This is a genomic window from Gillisia marina (assembly GCF_000258765.1).
Classification (GTDB): Bacteria; Bacteroidota; Bacteroidia; order Flavobacteriales; family Flavobacteriaceae; genus Gillisia; species Gillisia marina.
In genome coordinates this window covers 53983-77886 of the sequence record NZ_AJLT01000019.1, presented here as the reverse complement: position 1 = coordinate 77886, position 23904 = coordinate 53983, and the positions used below count along the sequence as shown (strand labels likewise).

Here is a 23904-nt window from a genome sequence, read left to right as displayed (position 1 = left end):
TTTCTATATGTTATCCCGACGTCCCGATACCTATCGGGAGGAGGGATATATAGCTGGATTGTTTCTGTTTTATTGAGATCCTTCAGTCCGCTTCGTTTTCTACAGGATGACAAAATACATAACAGTCAAGCAGGTTCATAAAAATTTTAGAAAGTGGAATTCAATTATAATTCCTCATTTTTGTATTCTAAATATAAGAAGATGAAAAAGTTGCTTTTCTTGATAGTGTTAATTCTGAATACTTCGTTGCTTATGGCGCAGAATTCTTCAAAAGTTGAAGATATTGTAGCCTTTCAGGAGCATTTAAATTTAGAGTTTGCAAATCCTGAAGAGTCTCCATTAACTTCAGAAGATATAAAAAAGTTTAAAGCTTTAGACTTTTTCGATATTGATACCACGTACGTCGTAGAAGCAGAATTTGTAAGAACTCCTGCAGAATCTCCTTTTGCAATGCCGACAACTACAGACAGGATGCCGATATACGTAAAATACGGAGAGGCTTATTTTGAACTAGAAGGACAATCGTTTAAATTAAATATTTACCAGAATCAGGAGCTAATAACCAAGCCGGAATATGTAGATTATCTTTTTATCCCATTTACAGATGCTACCAATGGAGAAACTAGTTACGGCGGTGGAAGATATCTGGATATGCGCATACCTACAGGGAATACGATTACGCTGAATTTCAACAAAGCATATAATCCTTATTGTGCCTATAATGGGAAATATTCTTGCCCTATTCCACCTTCAGAAAATGATATTTCTGTTGCTATTCCTGTAGGAGTTAAGGTTTACAATAAATAGCTCACACTAATTTAGATAAATATAATCCCAGAAATACGGCTGCAAATCCTGCTAGGATGCTTCCTAAGGTGTAAATGGCAAAGCTTGAATAATCGCCGGTTCTTAAAAACACCTGATTTTCAAAAGTAAAGGTGGAAAATGTGGTAAATCCTCCACAAAATCCTGTTGCAAGAAATAACATGGTATTGTTAGAGAGTGCTCCAGATTTTAGAGAGATTCCAAGGATTAGTCCTAATAAGAGGCTTCCCACAATATTAACAGTAAAAGTACCGTAAGGTATTTCTAAGGGAGATTTGTTCAAAACCTTGGTGATCATAAAGCGCATTGCGCTTCCCAAACCTCCACCTAGAAATACCATTAAGATCGCTTTCATTTAAAGACTGCTAACTATTATAAGGTTGGTTCTTCAACTTCCAAAAGTGGAATATAAATCTCAGTTACCCAATTTGCAGGGTTTGGAGATTTATCTGGCCTAATAGCATATACTTCAAAAGCAGGACTATCTGGATTAACCGGTAAATTATTTTCTTGTGCATATTTATAAGTAGCGTCCCAAGCTTCTTTCAGGTTTTTATAATCACCTTTTAGGGTAGTTTTTATAACTTTTTGAACCGGCATCATTCCGTTTAAGACGGTGCTTTCCGCTGGAGTTATTATTAAGCTTGGTGTAAAGTATCCGGTGGAATAAATTGCTGAGTTATTTTGCTCGTCCCATTTGTTATAAAGCACAAAAGGATTTCCCATCGTAGAGATATTATTTTGTTCCATATATAAAGAAACATCTGCAAACATTTTTTGCATCTTAGTTTGTATCTGAGAAATTTTGGTAGCCGTTGTGGTGTACATATAAAAGCCACCTCCATGTGTGGTAATTCCATCCACATTTATAGAGTAAGTACTCATTTTTTCCAATACAACCGTATTCAATTTTTCCAAGCCTTCTTTATACATAGGGCGAATCATTTCAGGAAAACTCTTTTCCATAAAAGTAAAAGCTAATTTTTCCATGAAACTTTGCTCACCTTTAATTCCCCAAGTTACTTTAGTTCCTTCTTCTACCTCAAGAAAATCCCAATACACATTACTGTTAGATTCTCCATAGGGAGATTTAAAGCTAAGTTTCTGGTCTATGGCAGACTCTGGAATTACTTTTATATTTTTTATGGAACCATCTCCCATTTTCTCACTTTTCCATGAAAAGCTGGCGTTTTCACCGATGGTATTTTCAGGATAATTAATAATAATATCATCTGCATCGTCCATCCATGGGCCCCATTTATCCCAATTCTTGAAATTATTTACTTCATTAAAAACAACAGGCACCGGAGCATGGATTATTGCAGTTTCCTCCACTTGATAATTTCCATCTTTTGTAGCTACGTAAATAGCTCCTGCAATAATTATAACAAGTAATAAAAAGAATAAATATTTTAAAATTTTCATTTAAAATTGGGTGTTAATATGGTTCAGAATGCTAATATAGTTAAATATAAAGCTGCTAATTACTACATTTGTAGGAAAATTAAACAGAAATATATGAAACTTAAATTCCTTATGGCATTAGTATTAATGTCTTCTTTATTGTATTCCTGCAAGGATGAAAGTAATGATAGAGAGATTGCTGAAGTGGAAACTTCTACCGAAACTGATTTTGATTATAAGGTGGAGGAGTTTGCGGATATTAAAGTGTTAAGGTATCAAATTCCTGGATTCGAGGATTTAACACTTCAAGAACAAAAATTAGTGTATTACCTTACTCAAGCCGGTTTGAGTGGTCGTGATATTATGTGGGACCAAAATTATAGACACAATCTTGAAATTAGAGAGGCGTTGGAGAATATCTACGCTAATTACGCCGGAGATAAAGATGCTTCAGATTGGAAATCTTTTGAAACATACATGAAGAGAGTTTGGTTCTCTAACGGGATTCACCACCATTACTCTAACGATAAAATAAAGCCGGAATTCAGCAAAGAATATTTTGATATGCTTTTAGCTGAAACACAAACTGAACTTACCGGCGAGCCTTATGAGGTGATCTTTAATGATAAAGATGCTAAAAAAGTGAACTTAGATGTAGCAAAAGGATTGTTGAAGGGATCTGCAATTAACTTTTATGGTCCAGATGTAACTGCTGCTGAAGCGGAAGCTTTTTACAAAAAGAAATCTTCTCCAAATAAAGATAAGCCACTTTCTTATGGTTTGAATTCTACTTTAGTGAAGGAAAATGGACAATTGGTAGAAAAGGTTTGGAAAAGCGGTGGATTGTATGGTACAGCCATAGATGAAATTGTAAAATGGTTGGAGAAAGCTCAAGCGGTTGCAGAAAATGAAAAGCAAGGGAATGCACTGGGCTTATTGATTAAATATTACAAGACTGGAGATCTTCAAACTTGGGATGACTATAATGTTGCTTGGGTTGAAGCTACCGAAGGAAATATAGATTATATCAATAGTTTTATTGAAGTGTATAACGATCCATTAGGATATCGTGGTTCTTACGAAAGTATTGTACAGATTAAAGATTTTGAAATGTCCAAAAAAATGAAGGTTTTGGAGGATAATGTTCAGTGGTTCGAGGATAACTCTCCTTTAATGCTGGAACACAAAAAGAAATCTGTAGTGGGTGTAACTTATAAAACGGTTATTGTTGCAGGAGAAGCTGGAGATGCATCACCTAGTACGCCAATTGGAGTGAACTTACCAAATGCAAACTGGATTAGAGCTGCACATGGAAGTAAATCTGTTTCTTTAGGAAACATCATTGAAGCTTATAATAACGCAGGAAGCTCTGGCGTGTTACAGGAATTTGCTCATGATGAGGAAGAAGTTGCGCTAGAGGAAAAATACGGCCAGAATGCAGATAAGTTACATACAGCACTTCATGAAGTTGTAGGTCATGCCTCCGGGCAATTAAATCCGGGAGTTGGAGAAACTAAGGAAACTTTAAAGAATTACGCATCTACTCTGGAAGAAGGAAGAGCAGATCTTGTAGGTCTTTATTATTTAATGGATCCGAAAATTCAAGAATTAGGATTGACAGATGATTGGAAGAAAACCGGAATGGCGGCATACGATGGGTATATCAGAAATGGTTTAATGACTCAATTAAGAAGATTGAATATTGGAGATGATGTAGAAGAAGCGCATATGAGAAATAGACAATGGGTGAGCGCATGGGTTTTTGAAAAAGGGAAAGAAGAAGGAGTTATAGAAAAAGTTACCAGAGATGGAAAAACGTATTTCGATATTAAAAACTACGACCGATTGAGAGAATTATTTGGCGAGTTATTAAAAGAAACTCAGCGAATTAAATCGGAAGGTGATTTTGATGCTGCAAAGAATTTAGTTGAAAACTACGGAGTTAAAGTCGATCAAGAAATTCATAAGGAGGTGCTAGATAGAAATGCTCAATTCAAATCTCCTCCTTACAGCGGATTTGTAAACCCAGTATTAGTTCCAGAAATGGATGATAACAATGAGATAAAATCTGTTAAGGTGACTCAACCTAAAGATTTCGCTTCTCAGATGATGGAGTACACTAAAAACTACCATTTTTTAAAAGTGGATAAAAAAGTTGCTACACCGGTAGAATAAGCAGACTGAAAAAATTAAAAAAGCCCCGATAAATTAATTGTCGGGGCTTTTTTTATGATTAAAATCATTTTAAATATTCACTACAGTTTTTAATTTAGAAAACATTTTTAGGTGTTACGATAAATTTTAAAAAGTTGTGATATGAAAAATATAGTAAGCCTTTTCCTAATGCTAGCCTTACTGTCTTGCAATGCGCAGGATAAGGAAAAAAAAGAATTCTGACAAAGATCAAGATTTATCTACAGTGCAACCCAAAGAAAAATGGGATGTCAAAAGGGAATATGATGAGCAAGGGAATTTAATTAGATACGATTCTGTATACACTTGGCAGTATTCCACAATAGAAGGAGATACTATTCATGAAAATTTGGACAGCATTATGGATACCTTCAGGAGGTATTTTGAATATACAGCGCCCTTTGCATGGGATAAGTATTTCTCCTATTTCCCGAGAATGGATTCCTTATATATGAATGATTTCTTCGCAGACGATTATTATTTACGAAACTGGAGAAGGCAAAATTTTGAGTTGGAAAAATTTATACAGCAAATAGATTCCTCAAGAAACTCGTTTTTAAGAGAAAATCATCCCGGATTAATGAAATCCAAAGAAGATAAACGCTAATAGTTGTCTACTCTTTTATATATGCTTTAATCACAAATAATAATCCAATAAAGATTAAGAAGCCAAGCAAAACAAATAAACTGCCTTTATGATATTTTTTATGGATTGCGATATCCTTTCTATAACTAAAGATTATTACCACTACAAATGATAGAAAAAATATTGCAGCAAAAATCCATTGTCCGGTACTAAACATTTTTGTTATTTTAGGGCAAAGTTAACTTTAAAAAAGCAATTTATAATGAAAAGAAGAATTGAAGCCGTACAAGAATTCCATACCGCTTTTGGATTAGGAATGAATGAAAAACCTATTGCAGATCTTGGAGAGGCAAAAAATATGCTTCGATTTAATTTGATGAAGGAGGAGAACGAGGAATACCTAGAAGCAGCGAATAATAATGATCTTACAGAAGTGGCAGATGCCCTTGGGGATATGTTATATATTTTATGTGGAACCATTATAGAGCATGGCATGCAACATAAAATTGAAGAGGTTTTTGAAGAAATCCAAAGAAGTAATATGAGTAAATTGGGAGAAAATGGAAAACCAATTTATAGAGAAGATGGAAAAGTTTTGAAAGGGCCAAATTATTTTAAACCCGAAATTCAGAAGATTTTAGAGAGATAAATAAAGTAGCTTTATTTACTTATAACCTACGTCATCCTGAATTTATTTCAGGATCTATAAACTCCCATTTAAGATAATAGAAGCTGAAACAAGTTCAGCTTGACGAAATAAGCAAATTTTCAATTTTAGTCTGTATTGCACGAAGTCGAAATATTCAACCTGAAGTTCATGTAAAGAATCAGTTATATTAAAAAAGCTTGAAAATAAATTCAAGGCTTTTTTATAGTATGTCTTAAAACATCTTATTTCACTAAATATCTCCAACCGTGCTTATCTTCAGATAAATTATATTGAATTTTCATCAATTTATCTTTAAAGAAACTCGCATAAGAATTGGTTAATTTTGGTAACTCATGTTTTTCGCCTTTATATCCAAATCCTGATATTGGATTAATTACAGCAGCGGTACCGGCACCAAAAATTTCTTTTAAAGTTCCCTCTCTTGCAGCATCTACAATTTCTTGAACGGGTACTTTTCTTATCTCAATATTCACATCATTCTCCTCAGCTAGAATGATTAAACTCTTTCTGGTGATTCCATCTAGAATTCGGTCGTTAGTAGGAGCAGTGATTAAAGTATCGTTTATTCTAAAGAAGATATTCATCGTTCCGGCTTCTTCTAAGAAACTATGTGTATTAGCATCGGTCCAAATTATTTGCTGATATCCTTCTTCTTTTGCCAAATTGGTTGGGTAGAATTGTGCTCCATAATTTCCTGCTGCTTTCGCAAAACCAACACCGCCATCTGCAGCTCGGCTATATTTTTCAGAAAATTTCACGCGCACTTCTCCAGTATAATAGGACTTTGCGGGAGAGCATATAATGATAAACTTGTACATTGTTCCCGGAGAGGCCGATACTCCAGGCTCGGTAGCAATTACAAATGGTCTTATGTAAAGAGAATTTCCAAATCCTTTTTTAATCCAATCTTTTTCCAGTTTTAAAAGAGCTTCCAAAGAATTAAAGAAAAAGTCCTCGGGAAATTCCGGAATTGCCATTCTCTTGGCAGATTTATTAATACGTTTAAGATTTTCTTGTGGTCTAAACATCCAAATTTGATCTTGATCATCTTTGTATGCTTTCATCCCTTCAAAAACCGCTTGACCATAATGAAAAACCTTTGCAGAAGGTTCCATGGAAATAGGTCCGTAAGGCATTATTTTAGGTGCCTGCCAAGATCCATTCTCATAATCACAAGTCATCATATGATCTGTAAAGGTGTGCCCGAATTTTAAATTTTCAAAATCTATTGAAGCTATTTTAGAGGTAGGGGCTCTTTTTATATCAATTTCGATGGTTGCATCGTCTTTCATTGTGTCTTTTTTAGTATTTGCAAATTTACCCATTTTAAAATGAAATCAAAGTTGTGGGTATCTATTAATTTAACAAGTGATAAAAGTGAGATTGTATATGGTCTTTAATTTCTATTATTTAAGATCTATAAGTTGGTGTTTAAATTTCTATTTCAATCTCACAGGATCCATATTTAATAGATTAATTTTGCTTCAAAATAGCTTCAGACTTGAAAAGAGAAATAATAATTACAGGAGATGGTTCTTCAACTATTCATATTCCAGAATGGAATGAGCAATATCATTCTAAACATGGAGCTTTACAGGAAGCTAGGCATGTTTTTATAGATATGGGCTTAATCCCTGTGTGTAAAAGAGAAGATTTAAATGAAATTTCAATTCTAGAAATTGGCTTCGGAACCGGATTAAATTCTTTAGTGACTTGGGAAGAAGCTCAAAATCAAAATATATCGATTAATTATACCGGTGTAGAAGCTTATCCAGTAGTTCTGGACGAGGTAGAAAAATTGAATTTCAGCAAAGTACTCCAGCAACCTTTAGCCATAGATTTTTTCGGAAAGATCCATCAAAGTGAATGGGAAAATAAAATAGCGATCACAAAATCTTTCAATCTTACTAAACAGCAAAAGTTTTTTCAGGATATAATCGATATAGAATTGTACGATTTAATCTATTTCGATGCTTTTGGGGCCAGAGTTCAACCGGAACTGTGGTCGGTAGAGATTTTTAACAAAATGTATAATGCCCTAAAGAATAATGGTGTTCTTGTAACTTATGCCGCGAAAGGCAGTGTGAGACGGGCAATGTTGGAAGTGGGATTTATCGTTGAAAGATTAGCAGGACCTCCCGGAAAAAGGGAAATGTTAAGGGCAACAAAAAAAATATAGATCGTGCTGTTAAACCTAGTGAAAATCTTAGTTTTCAAAGAAGTCTCTAGCTAACTTGTAAAGAAAAAAAATATGCGAGTTCTAATTACAGGTGCTACGGGTTTAGTTGGTTCGAGAATCGCTAAGAAATGTTTAAAAAAAGGGATTGATGTTAATTATCTAACCACGAGCAAGGATAAGATAAAGACTAAAGATCATTATAAAGGCTTCTATTGGGATCCTGCTAATAATGAAATTGATTCTAAATGTTTGGATGGAATAGATGCCATCTTTCATCTTGCCGGTGCCAGTATCGCAAAACGATGGACATCCAGTTATAAGCAGGAAATATTAGATAGCAGGATAGAATCTGCCAATTTACTATTGAATACTCTAAAAAAAACAAACTCATCGGTCTCTCAATTTATATCTGCTAGCGCAGTGGGTATTTATCCTAGTTCTTTGCAAAATCTTTATTATGAAGAGGATGAGAAACGGGATGATTCTTTTTTAGGCGAGGTTGTAGAGAAATGGGAGGCAGCTGCCGATAGTTTTAAAAAATTAAATATAAAGGTGGCAAAAGTTCGAACGGGATTAGTGCTAGCTTCAAATGGTGGTGCACTCCAAAAAATGAAAGAACCGGCAGACTTTAATTTAGGAGCAGCTTTTGGGAGTGGGAAACAATGGCAATCATGGATTCATTTAGAAGATCTTGCAGATCTATATATCCATGTCTTGGAGAATGACCTGGAAGGTGTTTATAATGCAGTGGCTCCAAACCCGGTTACAAATAATGAATTAATGGAAGCGATCGCTAAGCAATTGGATAAAAATGTTTGGTTGCCAAATGTTCCTGCAATTGCTTTAAAAGTGGCGTTGGGAGATATGTCTACAGTTGTATTGTCTAGCCAGTTGGTGAGTTCAGATAAAATAGAAAATACCGGTTTTTCATTTAAATATAAAAATCTAACCAAAGCATTAGAGAATTTACTGTAAAAAAAAAGAGGCTGCAATTTGCAGCCTCTTTTTCTATATATGTTTTGAAAGAATTAAGCTTTCTTAGCTTTTACTTCAATCATCAATTCAATCTCATCGTTGATGAATTTATCTCCTAATCCGTCAAATACAGATTTAGAACCATAATTCACATTCCATTTAGTTCTATCAATATTGAATTTTTCACTAGTCAATTCGATAGTGTCTTCATTCATATTAATAGTTACAGGAAATTCAACATTTTTGGTAACATCTTTTAAAGTAAGATTACCTTGTAACATTGTTTTTCCATCTTTTTCTGAAACTCCAGTAACTTCAAAAGTACCAGTAGGATACTTAGTTACATTAAAGAAATCTCCTTCTTTACCTTCTACAGTACCTTTAAGGTGCTTTTCAAGATTCATTTTCATGTCTCCTTCAAGATCGTTAGCAACAAGAGAAGTCATGTCTATAACAAAAGTTCCACTTTCAATAACGCTATCGTTAGCTTTAAAAGTTCCTTCAGTTAATTTTACAGTTCCCATGTGAGTTCCGGTAGGCTTTTCACCTTGCCAGTTAATAACAGAAGCAGTAGTGTCTACTTTAAAAGCAACAGCTTCCATAGTTGCATCTGCAACTTCCTGAGCGTCTGTAGTCTCAACTTCTTTATTTTCGTTTTTACATCCAACAGTTGCTAATCCAATTGCTGCAATTGTAAAGATATTTAATACAGTTTTTTTCATTTTAAATTTAATTTTAATGAAATGCAAAAGTAACAAGCTTATCAATGCACGTTTCATAAATGTATATTAAAGTTTTTCAGATGACATTTTGACATTTTAAGAGGATTGGCAACAAATTTGTCCTTTGCATGAAAACAAATTTTGCACAATAATGGATAAACATAAGGATACCAATAATAGCGAACAAAATAACGAGACTGTTAAAGATCAAATAGAAGAGCTTCTGGATGAAGCAATTGAGGAAGTAGATGCGGGAGCAGATGGAGAAGAGCTTTCGGAAAACGATCAGTTAAAAGCAGATTTGGAAAAAGAAAAAGATAAGTTTTTAAGGCTTTTTGCTGAATTTGAAAATTTCAAGAGACGTACCTCTAAGGAGCGAATTGAGTTATTTAAGACCGCTAATCAAGAAGTTATGTCAGCTATGTTACCCGTTTTAGATGATTTTGACAGAGCGATGAATGAAATTAAGAAAGCGAAAGATAAAAACTTGCTAAAAGGAGTAGAACTTATTTACAATAAATTCAATGAAACCTTACTAAATAAAGGTCTAGAACCAATGAATGTAAAGCAAGGTGATGTTTTTGATGCAGATATGCATGAGGCAATTACTCAAATTCCGGCTCCTTCAGATAAATTGAAAGGCAAAATTGTTGATGTGGTAGAACGCGGATATAAGCTTGGAGATAAAATTATTCGCTATCCAAAAGTGGTGACAGGAAAATAATTCAGAATTATGTCACTATTTAGAAATCACAAAACCACAAAATGAAACAGGATTATTACGAAATATTAGGATTAAGCAAATCTGCAACGAAAGCAGAAATAAAAAAAGGCTTATAGAAAGAAGGCGATAGAATTTCACCCAGATAAAAATCCAGGAGATAGTAATGCGGAGGAATCTTTCAAAAAAGCAGCAGAGGCTTACGAAATTCTAAGCAACGATGATAAGCGTGCTAAATACGATCGTTTTGGTCACCAAGCATTCGAAGGTGGTTTCGGCGGTGGTGGCGGAGGCGGCATGAATATGGACGACATATTCAGCCAATTTGGTGATATTTTCGGCGGCGGTGGCGGCGGATTCTCCGGTTTTGGAGGCTTCGGTGGCGGTGGCGGCCAAAGAAGAGTTAAAGGGAGCAACTTGCGTATTAGAGTGAGTCTAACCCTAGAGGAAATTGCCAATGGTACCGAGAAAAAGATAAAAGTAAAGCGTAAGGTTCAAGCAGAAGGAACCACTTATAAAACATGCTCTACTTGTAATGGTACTGGGCAGGTAACCCGAATTACCAACACAATTCTTGGTAGAATGCAAACCGCTTCTCCATGTACAGCTTGTGGTGGTGCAGGGCAAACGATAGACAAGAAGCCTGCAGATGCAGATGCTCACGGACTTAAGGTGAAAGAAGAAACTGTAACCATTAAAATCCCTGCTGGGGTGGAAGATGGAATGCAGTTAAAAGTTTCTCACAAAGGGAACGAGGCTCCAGGAAATGGTATCCCGGGAGATCTTTTAGTTGCTATTGAAGAAAAACCGCATCCTAGCTTACAACGAGAAGGAGATAATCTTCATTACGATCTTTATATAAGTTATTCTGAAGCAGTTTTAGGTGCTAGTAGGGAAATAGATACAGTTTCCGGAAAAGTGCGCATTAAAATAGATGAAGGAGTACAATCTGGAAAAATATTGAGACTTCGAGGTAAAGGTATTTCGAACATTAATGGGTATGGAAAAGGAGATCTTTTAGTACATGTAAATGTTTGGACGCCAAAAGTATTGAATAAGGAACAAAAAGAATTTTTCGAGAAGATGGCTACAGACGATAATTTCCAGCCTAACCCAGAGAAAAGTGACAAATCCTTTTTCGAGAAGGTAAAAGATATGTTTTCGTAATTAAGAAAACTTTAAGATAATTTTTATATATTTGAGTATCACTAATCTAATTAGTGATACTTTTTCTTTTTCATAGCAATTTTTTTCCCATCCTTAATACTATTTTGAGGGTGGGTTTTTGTTTTATAAATATGCACTAAAAGGCTTGAAATAAAATCTTAGGTATATAAAAGCATTTCTGCACGATTTCAATATATTTACGAGATAATAGAATTTTATGGATAATCTTCTGGTTGCAGAAAATATTTGCAAAAAATTTGGAAATTTTACTGCACTAAATAATGTCTCCATCAATATCCCTAGAGAAAGTATTTTCGGACTTTTAGGGCCAAATGGTGCGGGAAAGACCACTTTTATTAGGATAATAAATCAAATTACCATGCCGGATAGTGGTGTGGTACATTTAGACGGAAAGCCGTTACAGCCTAATGATGTAGCTCATATAGGATACTTACCCGAGGAACGCGGACTTTATAAGTCGATGAAGGTAGGAGAGCAAGCTTTATATCTTGCCAGATTAAAAGGTCTAACTAAAGCTGAAGCTAAAGAACAGTTAGATTATTGGTTTACCAAATTAGACATTAAACACTGGTGGGATAAAAAGATTCAGGAACTCTCCAAAGGGATGGCCCAGAAAGTACAATTTGTTATTACCGTCCTGCACCGTCCAAAACTTTTGATTTTTGACGAACCCTTCAGTGGTTTTGATCCTGTAAATGCAGATCTTATTAAAAATGAAATTTTGCAGCTTCGAAATGAAGGTGCCACGATCTTATTTTCTACGCATAGAATGGAAAGTGTAGAGGAATTATGCGATTATATGGCATTAATCCATGAGTCTAATAAACTATTGGACGGAAAAGTAGACGATATTAAAAGACAATATAAAACCAACACTTTTGAAGTTGGCATGAATCCCTTCAATGAAAATGAATTACTTTCGGAGTTAAATGGAAATTTTAAAATTGGAAAAGCACAGTTTAAATCACTATCCGACGATTTGAAACTGAGTATTCAAATAAAACCAAATGAATCTCCCAACGATCTTTTACAGTATTTAATTACCAAATCCAGAGTGAATCACTTTGTGGAGGTAGTTCCTTCAGTAAATGACATCTTTATTAAAACCGTTACTACAAATGAATAACTTAAGACTAATTATTCACAGAGAGTATCTGGCAAGGGTAAGAAATAAGACCTTTATAGTGATGACCTTCTTGAGCCCTTTAATTCTTGTGGGTATGTTTTCCTTGGTTGCCTATTTAAGTATGCTTAATAACAGCGAAACTCATACTATTGCAGTAAAAGACGACAGTGGCTTGTTTCAAGGGCAATTTGAGAATAAAGATGAAATAGATTTTGTAGATGTATCGGCAGTTTCCTTAGAGGACGCTAAACTTTTGGTAAAGGAAAAGGAATATTATGGGGTATTATACATTCCGGACACTCAAGATAATGTAGAGTTAGCTAAATCTATTCGATTTTTTGGAAAAGAAGCTCCATCAATTGGAATTCTAAGACATATTGAGCGTACCGTTTCAGAAAATCTTACAACCCGTGAGCTTATATCTCGTGGGATGGATATTTCGCAAATTAAAGCGGCAGAGGCTAAAGTAGATATTCGAATAGAGAATTTTGAAGGAAAACGAACCTCGAAAATGTCTAATTATGTAAAGATGATATTTGGAGGCGCAGCGGGATATCTACTTATGATGTTCATTATTATCTACGGAAACATGGTAATGCGCAGTGTAATCGAGGAAAAAACAAATCGAATAATCGAAATTATTATTTCTTCTGTAAAGCCTATTCAGCTGATGCTTGGGAAAATTATAGGAACCTCGTTGGCGGGAATTACCCAGTTTTCTATCTGGGTTATTTTAGGAACCGTTCTTCTATTTATCACTTCTTCTCTAACCGGGATGAATTTAATGGAAGGACAACCTCAAATGCAAGATATAGAGCAGGTCTCTAATGGGGAAATGCAGCAGCTAATTATAGATATTACCAACTTGCCAATTCTTACATTAATAGTTTCATTTCTGGTTTACTTTATAGGTGGTTATTTCCTTTATAGTGCTATTTATGCAGCTATTGGCGCGGCCGTAGATTCTGAGACCGATACCCAGCAATTTATGTTCCCTATAATCTTGCCATTAATGCTCGGGATTTATGTTGGTTTTTTCTCTGTAATCGAAAATCCACACGGAACGGTTTCCACCATTTTTTCTATGATTCCGTTAACCTCCCCAATAGTTATGCTCATGCGAATCCCGTTTGGGGTGCCATGGTATGAGTTAGCGATTTCGGTAATTATATTATTTGTGAGTAATGCCGGGATAGTGTGGTTGGCTGCTAAAATTTATAGAGTAGGAATTTTAATGTATGGTAAAAAGCCAACCTATAAAGAATTGTATAAATGGATTAAATACTAATGAATGCAAGGGAATGTAGAAAAAGTTAAGGAAGTAATAGAAAAGGACATCTGGGGTTTAATCCAAGATTTCCTGAATTTTACTATTTATCCTTTTACCGGAGAGGATACCAAAGGTGTTACAATAACTGTAGGTATTGTTCTTTTGGTGATCTTTACTTTTATTATTACAACAATTGCTCTTAGGTTAACTCGAGTTTTCTTAACTAGAAAGTTAGAGGAAAATGATAAGCTTAAGTTTATAAGTGTCTTCAAATTTATAAAGTATCTGGTTTATTTAATTGTAATTATTGTAACCCTAAGTTCTGCAGGAATAAATATTACCGTGTTGCTTACCGCATCTGCGGCACTATTTGTTGGTTTAGGACTAGCCTTGCAGGAACTTTTTCAGGATATTATCGGGGGTCTTTTTATTATAGTAGACAAATCTCTTTTAGTAGGAGATATCGTAGAAATGGAAGGACGTGTTGGGAGAGTGATAGATATTAAATTAAGGACTACACGTGTGTTAACTAGGGATGATAAAGTAATGGTGATCCCTAATCACAAGTTTATAAGCGAGATCTTATTTAATTACACTCAAAATCATAGATCTACCAGAGAATTCGTAAAAGTTGGAGTTGCCTACGGAAGCGATACAGAAAAGGTTCAGGCAATTTTATTGGAGTGTGCGCGAGAGCAAACAGGAATAGTTAAAAAACCGGAACCTTTTGTACTTTTTGAAGATTTTGGCGATTCGGCATTGGTTTTTTCTCTACATTTCTTCGTTACAGATAGTTTTGTAGATCCAAAAATTAAAAGTCAGTTGCGATTTAAAATAGATCATAAATTCAGATTGAATAGTATTACCATTCCTTTCCCGCAAAGAGATGTGCATATGTTCTATCCTGCCAATGCAAGTAATCCTACAATCCCGCCCGCAAATGAAGAGAATTCTTAAAGCATTCTTATTCTTATTTTTTATAGGAATAACTACCATAATGCAAGGTCAGGCAACCGATCTAGTTAGGGTAGAATACACCTATTTCCCTCAGTCTAATTCAGATAATTCTTTTAGTCGGTTTAAATCTTTCTTAAAATTCCCTATTAAGTTGAATGACAGTGGAGCGTATTTAATACCGGGTATTCAATATGAAAATGTGAATTTTCAATATAAAGATGATGCGCCGTTTTTAACTGAAAATTTAGAAAATTTAAAGGCATACTCCTTCAATTTGGGGTATACATTCAAAATGACGGAGGATTGGAGATTTGGAGCAGTAGTAGAGGCAATCGCAACCTCAAATTTTGAAACAGGAGATCTACAAAATGAAGATATTGAATATACAGGCTCAGTTTACTTCATAAAATCAAGAGATTCAGTAGAAGGAGATATAAGATCATGGAGGTTAATTTTGGGATTGCGTTATTCCACCTCTACAAGTGTGAAATTTCCATTACCCATCGTTAATTATTATAAAAGATTCGATCCTAAGTGGTCTTATACTTTAGGGGTTCCAAAATCTAATTTGAGATATTATTTTACAGAGAACAGCGCCCTCCAAGCTTATGTAACAATAGATGGCTTCTATGCCAATGTCCAGAACAAATTTAATACTAATCCAACTACTTCTTTAGATCAAAGATTGGCTCAAAACATTTCGATGACTACAGTTTTATCGGGGATTGGATACGAATGGAATTTCTCAAAGTATTTTTCTTTCTATATTTACGGTGGTCATAGTCTTATTAACAAAATTCGGTTGAGAGATGAAAATCAGGATAGGGTTTATACCATAAACGACACAAATTCTTTATATGGCCGTACAGGTCTTAAATTCAGTATATTATAATGGCGAAGATTTTAGTAATAGAAGATGAAGCAGCAATTCGTAGGGTTTTAGTTAAAATTCTTTCTGAAGAAAACAAGTCCTATCAACTGGAAGAAGCTGAAGATGGATTAGTTGGAATAGAGAAAATAAAAGATGAAGAATACGATCTTGTTTTATGCGATATTAAGATGCCTAAAATGGATGGCGTCGAAGTGCTAGAAGCCATAAAAAAAATAAAACCAGAAGTGCCGGTTGTAATGATTTCTGGTCACGGAGATTTAGATACGGCGGTAAATACGATGAGGATGGGAGCTTTCGATTATATTTCGAAGCCACCAGACCTTAATAGATTACTAAACACCGTTCGTAACGCGCTAGACCGAAAAGAATTGCTGGTAGAAAATACACTACTTAAAAAGAAAGTAGGTAAAAAATACCAGATGATTGGAGAGTCTCCTGCAATTTCTTCCATTAAGGAAATTATAGAAAAAGTTGCACAGACAGATGCCAGAGTACTCATAACCGGGCCAAACGGAACAGGTAAAGAGTTGGTTGCGCATTGGATTCATCAAAAAAGCGAACGCTCTAACGGTCCTATGGTAGAGGTAAATTGTGCCGCGATTCCTTCAGAATTAATAGAAAGTGAACTTTTTGGGCATGTAAAAGGTGCTTTTACTTCAGCAAATAAGGATAGAGCGGGAAAATTTGAAGCGGCTAATGGGGGAACCATCTTCTTGGATGAAATAGGAGATATGAGCCTTTCTGCTCAAGCTAAAGTGTTACGTGCGTTGCAGGAAAATAAGATCTCTCGTGTAGGAAGCGATAAGGATATTAAAGTGGATGTAAGAGTTGTTGCGGCTACAAATAAAGACCTGAAAAAGGAAATTGAAGACAAAAAATTTAGAGAAGATCTTTATCATAGATTGGCGGTAATCCTTATTAAGGTTCCACCTTTAAATGAGCGTAGAGAGGACATTCCATTGTTGGTAAAATTCTTTGCAGAAAAAATTGCAGAAGAGCATGGAAGTAATGTGAAGGTATTTACTGAAAATGCTATAAAACAATTACAAGATTATGACTGGACAGGAAATATTCGAGAATTACGAAATGTGGTAGAACGCCTCATTATTCTTGGAGGTTCAGAAGTGACCGAAGAAGACGTGAAACTATTTGCTAGTAAATCTTAATAAGAAAGTTTAGAAGGACACTACTTCTTATCCTTAAGTGATTGTGGAATGTATCTTAAGAAATACATTGTATCTCCACTTGGATGTTGCCACTCATTAAAAAGTTCGAATCCAAAGCGCTGATACACCAGTGCGTTTTTCCGCATTCTAGTTTCAGCATATAAAGGAATATTATAAAGATTTGCTCTGCGATAGAATTCGTCTTTCATCTCTTTCCCTACCTGTTTGTCTGCACCTCGCGAATCTTCTAAAATCCCCCAAAACCAGCAGTATAGATATTCCCCTTCTTGCGGGCGCCGGTTTTTAATGTGTTTTTGGGTTTTCAGGATACTTAAAGCCTTTCTTATCCCTGTAACATTCCAAACAAGACCTAATTGCTCAGGTAATTCTTTCCAGAAGTTTTCCTCTTTTTTATTAGTTTTAAAAAGAATAGCAAATCCTTTTTGATTTTCACTAATAATAAGCGCATCCTTCTCGAGGGCTTTATCAACCATATGAGTTGCCAAATACTGGAATCGTTGATCGCGTTTAGAATCATTCTTCACCACATCCATAGAACTGGGAATTTCCTTTAGTAAAGTGGTAACATTCTTTATTATCTCTTCTCTTTCCAAGCTAGTGAATTTAAGGGCGAAGATAAAAAAAAATATGTTTCTTAAAGATTGTATATTTAGCATTCAACGATTTAGAATATGGATAAATTGGATCTTAAACATTTTCGAATAGATTCTGAAATTGAATTAAAAAACAAAGCAACTTCCTACTCCTTGGAAACCAATGGGAAAAAAGTTAAAGATGCCCTGAAAGATACCAGACGAAAACTTGGTAAATGGCAGGATAAATTATATGCTCATAGTAAATATGCAGTGCTAATTTGCATTCAAGGGATGGATACTGCTGGAAAGGATAGTTTAATAAGGGAGGTGTTTAAAGATTTTAATTCCAGAGGAGTCGTGGTTCATAGTTTTAAAGTGCCAACATCTTTGGAGCTTAAGCATGATTTTTTATGGAGGCATTATATTGCCTTGCCTGCCCGTGGAAAGTTTGGAGTATTTAATAGAACCCATTATGAAAATGTATTAGTTACCAGAGTACACCCGGAATATATTCTTGGCGAGAATTTACCTGATGTCACTAAATTAGAAGATATTAATGAAGACTTTTGGGAAGATCGTTTTAATTCCATTAGAGATTTCGAAAAACATATTTCTGAAAATGGCACATTGATCTTTAAGTTTTTTCTTCATATTTCAAAAGAAGAACAAAGACAACGCTTGTTGCGTAGATTGAATAAGCCCGGAAAGAATTGGAAGTTTTCACCTGGAGATCTTAAGGAGCGCGCGTTATGGGACGAGTATCAAACTGCTTATGAAACCGCTATTAATTCGACTTCCCAACCTCATGCTCCGTGGTATATAATCCCCGCCGATGATAAGGACACGGCACGTTATTTGGTCGCTAAAATATTATATGATGTGCTTACAGAATATAAGGATGTTCAGGAACCGGAGTTGTCTCCTGAGATTAAAAATAATCTTGAAGAATACAGGGAGATCTTAAAAAAAAGAAATCTTATAATTACCTTTTTAAAATTCAAAAAATTATGTCGATGAGAAAAATACTTATAGTAGGACTATCCATTTTGTGTTGTCAGCTATCATTTTCACAAATTAATAATGCTCAGGAAGATTCTTTAAACCTTAGAAAATTATATGATATGTCTTTGCTTAATGGCAAATCGTATCAATGGTTAGAGCATTTGTCCAATGATATTGGAGGGAGGCTTTCAGGATCTTTAAATGCTCAAAGAGCGGTGGATTATACCAAAAAAGAGTTAGAAACTTTAGGTTTAGATAAAGTATGGTTACAACCGGTAATGGTTCCAAAATGGGTACGTGGCGCAAAGGAATTTGCTTACATAGAGACGGCACCGGGAAGTACTAGAAATATTAATATTACGGCACTTGGAGGTTCTGTTTCTACCCCAGAGGGTGGAGCAAAAGCTCAGGTTATAGAAGTGCAAGGAATTGAAGATCTTGCTAGATATGGTGAGGAGCAAATTAAGGGGAAAATAGTATTCTATAACAGGCCAATGCGAGCAGATCTTATAAGCACCTTCGAAGCTTATGGTGGCTGTGTAGATCAGCGTTATTCCGGAGCGGCAGAAGCTGCAAAATATGGTGCAAAAGGAGTATTGGTAAGGTCTATGAATTTAAGGCTGGATGATTTCCCTCATACCGGAACTATGAGCTATGGAGAGCTAAGACCTTCTCAAAGAATTCCGGCAGCGGCAATAAGCACTAATGATGCAGAATACTTAAGCGGACTTTTAAAAATTGAAAAGAAAGCGGAAGTATATTTTAAACTGAATAGTGAGCAATTACCGGATGTTCAGAGTTATAATGTAATTGGTGAGATCACAGGTTCCCAATTTCCTAACGAATATATCGTGGTTGGTGGGCATCTGGATTCATGGGATGTAGGTGATGGTTCTCACGACGATGGAGCTGGCGTGGTTCAATCAATGGAGGTATTACGCTTGTTTAAAGAATCTGGAATTAAGCCAAAAAGAAGTATTCGTGTAGTCTTGTTTATGAATGAAGAGAATGGTTTGCGTGGTGGTAATAAATATGCTGAAGTAGCTAAAGAAAAGAATGAAAATCACATTTTTGCTTTAGAAAGTGATTCCGGTGGATTTACTCCAAGAGGCTTTTCTTTTGAAGCAAGACAAGATCAATTTGATCAAATTGTGGCATGGAAGCCTTTGTTTAAGCCATATTTAATTCATTATTTCGAAATGAACGGTAGTGGTGCAGATATCGGTCCCTTGAAAAATGGTGAAATTGTTCTTGCCGGACTAAGACCAGACTCTCAGCGTTATTTCGATCATCATCATTCAGAAAATGACACCTTCGATCAGGTAAATAAACGAGAATTAGAATTGGGTGCAGCTACAATGGCCTCTCTAATTTACTTAGTAGATAAATACGGAATTTCAAAAAATTCCGGAGTTTCAAAATTGTAGCAGAAAGTAGTTCATCTTTAGAATTCCATTTTAATTTTCAGGACAAAGATCAGTTTTGATTTTTAGAAAATTAAAATGGAATTCGATTTTTGCCCAAACAAATCCTGTTATCTTTGCCACTTAATTTCAGAAATTGCAGTTAACAGCCTACACTAAAGAGTTCAAATACAATTTAAGCATTGCCTTTCCTATTATGATGGGACAATTGGGGCATGTTTTGGTTGGGCTTGCCGATAATTTAATGATCGGACAGTTGGGTGCCGCACAATTAGCTGCAGTGTCTTTAGGAAATAGTTTGGTTTTTATAGCCTTGTCCCTAGGAATTGGTTTTTCATTTGCAATAACTCCCTTGATTGCTGAAGCAGATGGAGCAGGAAATATCGAAAAAGGAAGGAGCTATTTTCATCATGGTGTAATGTTGTGTACTGTTAATGGAATTGCTTTATTTCTGCTTCTATTATTAGCTAAACCTATTTTATATCATTTAGATCAGCCGCCAGAAGTGGTTACTTTAGCTATCCCTTATCTGGAAATCGTTGCTTTTTCTATGATTCCGCTAATGATCTTTCAGGCCTACAAGCAGTTTGCCGATGGTTTATCGCAAACTAAATATGCCATGTATGCTACTTTAATAGCTAATGTGGTGAATGTAATTTTCAATTTCTTATTGATCTACGGAATATGGATCTTCCCAAGATTGGAATTAGAAGGAGCCGCGATAGGAACTTTGATCTCAAGATTCTTTATGTTGTGGTTCTTGTGGGAAGTAATGAGAAAGAAAAAGAAATTCAAGCCTTATTTCATTTGGTCTAAAAATGAATTTTTTAAGCTTGCAATCTTTAAAAGAATCCTAGCCTTAGGTTTTCCAACTGCTTTACAAATGTTCTTTGAGGTAGCAATTTTTACAGGAACAATCTTTTTAGCAGGGATGTTAGGAACCAATCCGCAGGCTGCAAATCAAATTGCGCTCAATTTGGCATCTATGACCTTTATGATCGCTGTTGGACTTGGAGTAACAGCCACAATACGAGTTGGGAATCAAAAAGGACTGCATAATTATAAGGAACTAAGGAGGATTGCACTTTCTACGTTCCTATTGGTGTTTTTAATTGAAGCTGTTTTTGCCATTCTCTTTATTTTAATGAAAGATTGGTTGCCAACATTTTATATAGACAATGTAGATGTGATTATTCTTGCAGCGCAACTATTGGTGGTTGCTGCTTTATTTCAACTAAGTGACGGCCTGCAAGTTGTAATTCTTGGAGCATTAAGAGGTTTACAAGATGTAAAAATTCCCACACTTATTTGTTTTATTGCCTACTGGATCATAGGATTCCCCGTGTCAATTTTTTATGGAAGGGCAGAGGAATTAGGCAGTATGGGAATTTGGTTAGGTTTATTAGCAGGCTTAAGTGCATCGGCTATAATGTTGTATTTTAGGTTCAATTATTTAAGTAAAAAATTAATTCTGAAGGCTGCTTAATTTAATGCTGAAAAAATTTCAGCAAGAAATATGGCTTACTTCCGAAAAATTATAAAAAGTAAAAACTATGGAATTCCCAAAATTTCTTTTAGGTGACAATACCGATTTCCCGGATGCTATTTTTGTGATTCACACTGAATATCCAAGATTTATCATCAATTTGGAGAACGATGATGTAGAGTGGTTGGAGGATTTTGATAAAAGTGATGAAAAAGAACTTGCTACAGAAGCAGAGATCTTAATTACGCAAGCAAATGAATTTTACGACAGGGAAGTTTCTCGATACGATGATTAATTATCAATGATAGATCAACTAATTGAATACGATAGAGAGTTATTTCTTTATTTAAATAATCTTGGTACCACCGCTTGGGATCCGTTTTGGCTTCTAATTACCGATAAATGGACCGCCATTCCTTTGTATGCATTGTTATTATTTTTAATCTATAAGAAATTTGGAGCCAAAGGAACCTTGATCACCATCGTTTTAGTAGCCTTAATGATCACGTGTACAGATCAATTAGCCAATCTTTTTAAACATGGTTTTGAAAGACCTAGACCTTGTGGTCAAGAAGGCGTTAAGGAGTATGCTCGTTTTATTGCTGTGCGTTGCGGTAGGTTTGGATACTTTTCTGCCCATGCCGCCAGCTCTATAGCTTTAGCCGTTTTTGTTGGATTCATTCTGAAAAAATTCTATCCAAAACTGATCTATTTCTTAATCTTTTGGGCTGTGATAGTGGCTTACAGTAGAATCTATGTTGGAGTTCATTATCCTTTAGACATTGCAACCGGTATGTTCCTTGGGACTCTAATAGGCTTGGTGTTTGTGGTTTTGCATAAATATTTCTTCGGAAAATTCAAGATCACTCTTTAGTTAATACATAGAATTCTCGAATCAACCGACTGTTGGTTCCTTTAGCCATTGTTGGATTAAGGTCTAGGGTATCAATCAATTTATAATTATAATTTTTAAAGTTTTCTTTCCAATTTAGAGCTTCTTGATGCACTAAGATTCCAAATTTTTTATTGTTGGCATCTACTGGAAGATCTTCTTCAGATTTTACAATGGGCAATGGTTTTCCATATTCAAAAACCAGTTCAGGAATAATTCCGGAGGCTTCATAAATTCTTATTTTTTCATCTTCTTCATATGCTTTCAGAGCCTCAATATTTGGATCATTTCTGTGTGGTGAGATTAATTCAGCTAAGGGAAATCCGAAATTTAGGATTGCCAATATCATTAGAAATTGAAGTCCGAATAACAATTTCGGTTTCTTTTTCAGTAAACCGAATACAAAGCCGACTCCAATTAGAACCAACGCAATACTTACTAAAATATAAGTGAAAGTTTTCTCCAAAATTCCTGCTCCGAAGAAATAGTACAAAACAAAGGGAGCTCCAAATGCAATAATTGCCAAAACTATAAAATTCAGAAAGATTGGAACACGTTCAATTTTTGTTAATCTGTGACTGAAATTCTTTATAATATATTCCACATAAAAACCAGTGGTCATCGCTAGTGGAATTAATACCGGTAAAAGGTATCTGCTCTTCTTTTCAGGAATTATAGATAGTAAAACAACTGAAAAGAGTGTCCATAAAATGTAGAATTTATAGGCTTTTAAATTAGAAACTCTTGGTTTTAAATACCAATAGGACAAGCTTACAAAAGCCGGAATGGTCCAAATCCCACTTTGCGTAAAGAAACTCCAGTAATACCAGAATGGCCGAACGTTATAATACAGCCATCTACCGCTTTCTACTTCAGCCACCGCCGCAAAAGCTTCGGCGTCGTAGTAATGCACATAAATAAGCCACCAACAGCCTATAGTTAAACCAACAAGAATGAAGAGAAGAATAGGTTTCCAGTTTTCTTTTAGATTTTCGAATCTATAAGTGAGTGAGTAGCTAATTAAAAAAGGAAAAAATAATGCATATAAGGATACCGGTCCTTTGCTTAAAAGAGATGCGCCAAAAAATAATCCGGCAACAACTGCATAGAGATATTTATGATTTAGAGTTTGAAATATGCGGATTAAAAAATAGATACATCCCATCATAAATGCATGCGTGAAAATATCCCACTGACCATCCCTTCCTGAAAAAACAATATAAAAGGAGGTCATTAAAATTAAACTAGAGATAAAAGCAACATGCTTTTTTATTACCAATAAAAGTTGAAGCTTATAAAATATAATCAGTAGAAAAATAGAAGTTAGTGCTGCGGGCAAACGATAAGCGAATAAATTTTCCATACCAAAAAAGTATGCAGAAATTGCTGTTAACCAAGTAGGGAAGGGAGGTTTTTCATAACGAGCGGCCTCATTCATGGTTGTAAAGATCCAGTTATTGTGAGTAAGCATTTCCCTGGCACTAATAAAATTTCGAGCCTCCATAATATTCACCATCAACACATCGAGATTGGAAATAAAAATTAAAACTCCCAAAAGGAGTAGTAAAAGTATAGGATGATTATGGTAGATTTTTTTTTAAAATATTCATAGGCTGAAGGTAAATGATAA

General features: G+C 35.1%; 24 protein-coding genes and 1 pseudogene. 18 read left to right on the top strand and 7 right to left on the bottom strand.

Annotated features, from left to right (window positions below; translation table 11 throughout):
• Nucleotides 1-201 precede the first annotated feature (201 nt).
• Nucleotides 202-807, top strand: a complete 606-nt coding sequence (locus tag ON07_RS05390) for a DUF1684 domain-containing protein (RefSeq protein WP_029331548.1) — start codon at nt 202-204, stop codon at nt 805-807.
• 1 nt (nt 808) lies between these two features.
• Here the strand turns inward: ON07_RS05390 and crcB are convergent, their stop codons facing one another.
• Both crcB and ON07_RS05380 read right to left on the bottom strand, forming a co-directional pair.
• Nucleotides 809-1180 carry a fluoride efflux transporter CrcB gene (gene crcB, locus ON07_RS05385; protein ID WP_010228820.1) on the bottom strand — a complete coding sequence of 124 codons (372 nt, stop codon included), beginning with the start codon at nt 1178-1180 and terminating at the stop codon, nt 809-811.
• 17 nt (nt 1181-1197) lie between these two features.
• Entirely contained in the window at nt 1198-2250 is a 1053-nt protein-coding gene (locus ON07_RS05380; RefSeq protein ID WP_010228819.1) for an SRPBCC family protein, read from the bottom strand.
• Nucleotides 2251-2343: 93 nt separating this feature from the next.
• On the opposite strand from ON07_RS05380, the gene ON07_RS05375 reads away from it, so the two are divergent.
• Together ON07_RS05375 and ON07_RS05370 are read left to right on the top strand one after the other, a co-directional pair.
• On the top strand, nt 2344-4404 hold the full coding sequence (locus tag ON07_RS05375; RefSeq protein ID WP_029331546.1) for a dipeptidyl-peptidase 3 family protein: 2061 nt from the start codon (nt 2344-2346) through the stop codon (nt 4402-4404).
• A 190-nt stretch (nt 4405-4594) separates the two neighbouring features.
• Nucleotides 4595-5029: a hypothetical protein gene (locus ON07_RS05370; RefSeq protein WP_010228817.1), complete on the top strand. Its 435-nt coding sequence runs from the start codon at nt 4595-4597 to the stop codon at nt 5027-5029.
• Nucleotides 5030-5036: 7 nt separating this feature from the next.
• Here ON07_RS05370 and ON07_RS05365 read toward each other — a convergent pair whose 3' ends face one another.
• Nucleotides 5037-5225, bottom strand: coding sequence for a hypothetical protein (locus ON07_RS05365; protein ID WP_010228816.1), 189 nt, complete (start codon nt 5223-5225; stop codon nt 5037-5039).
• Between the two features lie 45 nt (nt 5226-5270).
• Here ON07_RS05365 and ON07_RS05360 point away from each other — a divergent pair, with 45 nt between their 5' ends.
• Nucleotides 5271-5657, top strand: coding sequence for a pyrophosphohydrolase domain-containing protein (locus ON07_RS05360; protein WP_010228815.1), 387 nt, complete (start codon nt 5271-5273; stop codon nt 5655-5657).
• A 242-nt stretch (nt 5658-5899) separates the two neighbouring features.
• Here the strand turns inward: ON07_RS05360 and ON07_RS05355 are convergent, their stop codons facing one another.
• On the bottom strand, nt 5900-6970 hold the full coding sequence (locus ON07_RS05355) for a branched-chain amino acid aminotransferase (RefSeq protein WP_029331543.1): 1071 nt from the start codon (nt 6968-6970) through the stop codon (nt 5900-5902).
• A 209-nt stretch (nt 6971-7179) separates the two neighbouring features.
• Here ON07_RS05355 and mnmD point away from each other — a divergent pair, with 209 nt between their 5' ends.
• A complete protein-coding gene (gene mnmD, locus ON07_RS05350) occupies nt 7180-7857 on the top strand; it encodes a tRNA (5-methylaminomethyl-2-thiouridine)(34)-methyltransferase MnmD (RefSeq protein ID WP_010228813.1) in 678 nt (225 codons plus the stop codon).
• 72 nt (nt 7858-7929) lie between these two features.
• Nucleotides 7930-8832, top strand: a complete 903-nt coding sequence (locus tag ON07_RS05345) for a TIGR01777 family oxidoreductase (protein ID WP_010228812.1) — start codon at nt 7930-7932, stop codon at nt 8830-8832.
• 53 nt (nt 8833-8885) lie between these two features.
• Here the strand turns inward: ON07_RS05345 and ON07_RS05340 are convergent, their stop codons facing one another.
• On the bottom strand, nt 8886-9554 hold the full coding sequence (locus ON07_RS05340; protein WP_029331541.1) for a YceI family protein: 669 nt from the start codon (nt 9552-9554) through the stop codon (nt 8886-8888).
• 151 nt (nt 9555-9705) lie between these two features.
• On the opposite strand from ON07_RS05340, the gene ON07_RS05335 reads away from it, so the two are divergent.
• The 7 genes and pseudogenes from ON07_RS05335 (at nt 9706) to ON07_RS05305 (ending at nt 16874) form a co-directional block, all read left to right on the top strand.
• Complete coding sequence (locus ON07_RS05335) at nt 9706-10278, top strand: nucleotide exchange factor GrpE (protein ID WP_010228810.1); 573 nt, start codon at nt 9706-9708, stop codon at nt 10276-10278.
• A 41-nt stretch (nt 10279-10319) separates the two neighbouring features.
• A pseudogene (gene dnaJ, locus ON07_RS14625) lies at nt 10320-11442 on the top strand (molecular chaperone DnaJ).
• Nucleotides 11443-11659: 217 nt separating this feature from the next.
• Nucleotides 11660-12589 carry an ABC transporter ATP-binding protein gene (locus ON07_RS05325; protein WP_010228807.1) on the top strand — a complete coding sequence of 310 codons (930 nt, stop codon included), beginning with the start codon at nt 11660-11662 and terminating at the stop codon, nt 12587-12589.
• Nucleotides 12582-13877, top strand: a complete 1296-nt coding sequence (locus ON07_RS05320; RefSeq protein ID WP_010228806.1) for an ABC transporter permease — start codon at nt 12582-12584, stop codon at nt 13875-13877. The genes ON07_RS05325 and ON07_RS05320 overlap by 8 nt, the downstream gene beginning before the upstream one ends.
• A 3-nt stretch (nt 13878-13880) precedes the next feature.
• Nucleotides 13881-14816: a mechanosensitive ion channel family protein gene (locus ON07_RS05315; RefSeq protein WP_010228805.1), complete on the top strand. Its 936-nt coding sequence runs from the start codon at nt 13881-13883 to the stop codon at nt 14814-14816.
• The gene (locus ON07_RS05310; protein WP_010228804.1) at nt 14800-15708 is read left to right on the top strand and encodes a DUF6268 family outer membrane beta-barrel protein; all 909 of its coding nucleotides are present in this window, start codon (nt 14800-14802) and stop codon (nt 15706-15708) included. The genes ON07_RS05315 and ON07_RS05310 overlap by 17 nt, the downstream gene beginning before the upstream one ends.
• Nucleotides 15708-16874, top strand: coding sequence for a sigma-54-dependent transcriptional regulator (locus tag ON07_RS05305; RefSeq protein ID WP_010228803.1), 1167 nt, complete (start codon nt 15708-15710; stop codon nt 16872-16874). Before ON07_RS05310 ends, ON07_RS05305 begins: the two co-directional genes overlap by 1 nt.
• 20 nt (nt 16875-16894) lie before the next feature.
• On the opposite strand, the gene ON07_RS05300 is transcribed toward ON07_RS05305, so the two are convergent.
• On the bottom strand, nt 16895-17488 hold the full coding sequence (locus ON07_RS05300; RefSeq protein ID WP_029331538.1) for a hypothetical protein: 594 nt from the start codon (nt 17486-17488) through the stop codon (nt 16895-16897).
• 78 nt (nt 17489-17566) lie between these two features.
• Between ON07_RS05300 and ON07_RS05295 the strand changes: the two genes are divergently transcribed.
• From ON07_RS05295 to ON07_RS05275, 5 genes are all read left to right on the top strand, one after another.
• Nucleotides 17567-18487 (top strand): PPK2 family polyphosphate kinase, encoded by a 921-nt coding sequence (locus ON07_RS05295; protein WP_010228801.1) that lies wholly within the window; start codon nt 17567-17569, stop codon nt 18485-18487.
• Nucleotides 18484-19899, top strand: coding sequence for a M20/M25/M40 family metallo-hydrolase (locus ON07_RS05290; RefSeq protein ID WP_010228800.1), 1416 nt, complete (start codon nt 18484-18486; stop codon nt 19897-19899). Before ON07_RS05295 ends, ON07_RS05290 begins: the two co-directional genes overlap by 4 nt.
• A gap of 133 nt (nt 19900-20032) precedes the next feature.
• Nucleotides 20033-21382, top strand: coding sequence for an MATE family efflux transporter (locus ON07_RS05285; RefSeq protein ID WP_010228799.1), 1350 nt, complete (start codon nt 20033-20035; stop codon nt 21380-21382).
• A 67-nt stretch (nt 21383-21449) separates the two neighbouring features.
• The gene (locus ON07_RS05280; protein ID WP_010228798.1) at nt 21450-21677 is read left to right on the top strand and encodes a hypothetical protein; all 228 of its coding nucleotides are present in this window, start codon (nt 21450-21452) and stop codon (nt 21675-21677) included.
• 6 nt (nt 21678-21683) lie between these two features.
• On the top strand, nt 21684-22256 hold the full coding sequence (locus ON07_RS05275) for a phosphatase PAP2 family protein (protein ID WP_010228797.1): 573 nt from the start codon (nt 21684-21686) through the stop codon (nt 22254-22256).
• On the opposite strand, the gene ON07_RS05270 is transcribed toward ON07_RS05275, so the two are convergent.
• Nucleotides 22246-23829 (bottom strand): ArnT family glycosyltransferase, encoded by a 1584-nt coding sequence (locus ON07_RS05270; RefSeq protein WP_237708871.1) that lies wholly within the window; start codon nt 23827-23829, stop codon nt 22246-22248. The two genes, ON07_RS05275 and ON07_RS05270, sit on opposite strands and share 11 nt — an antisense overlap.
• Nucleotides 23830-23904 lie beyond the last annotated feature (75 nt).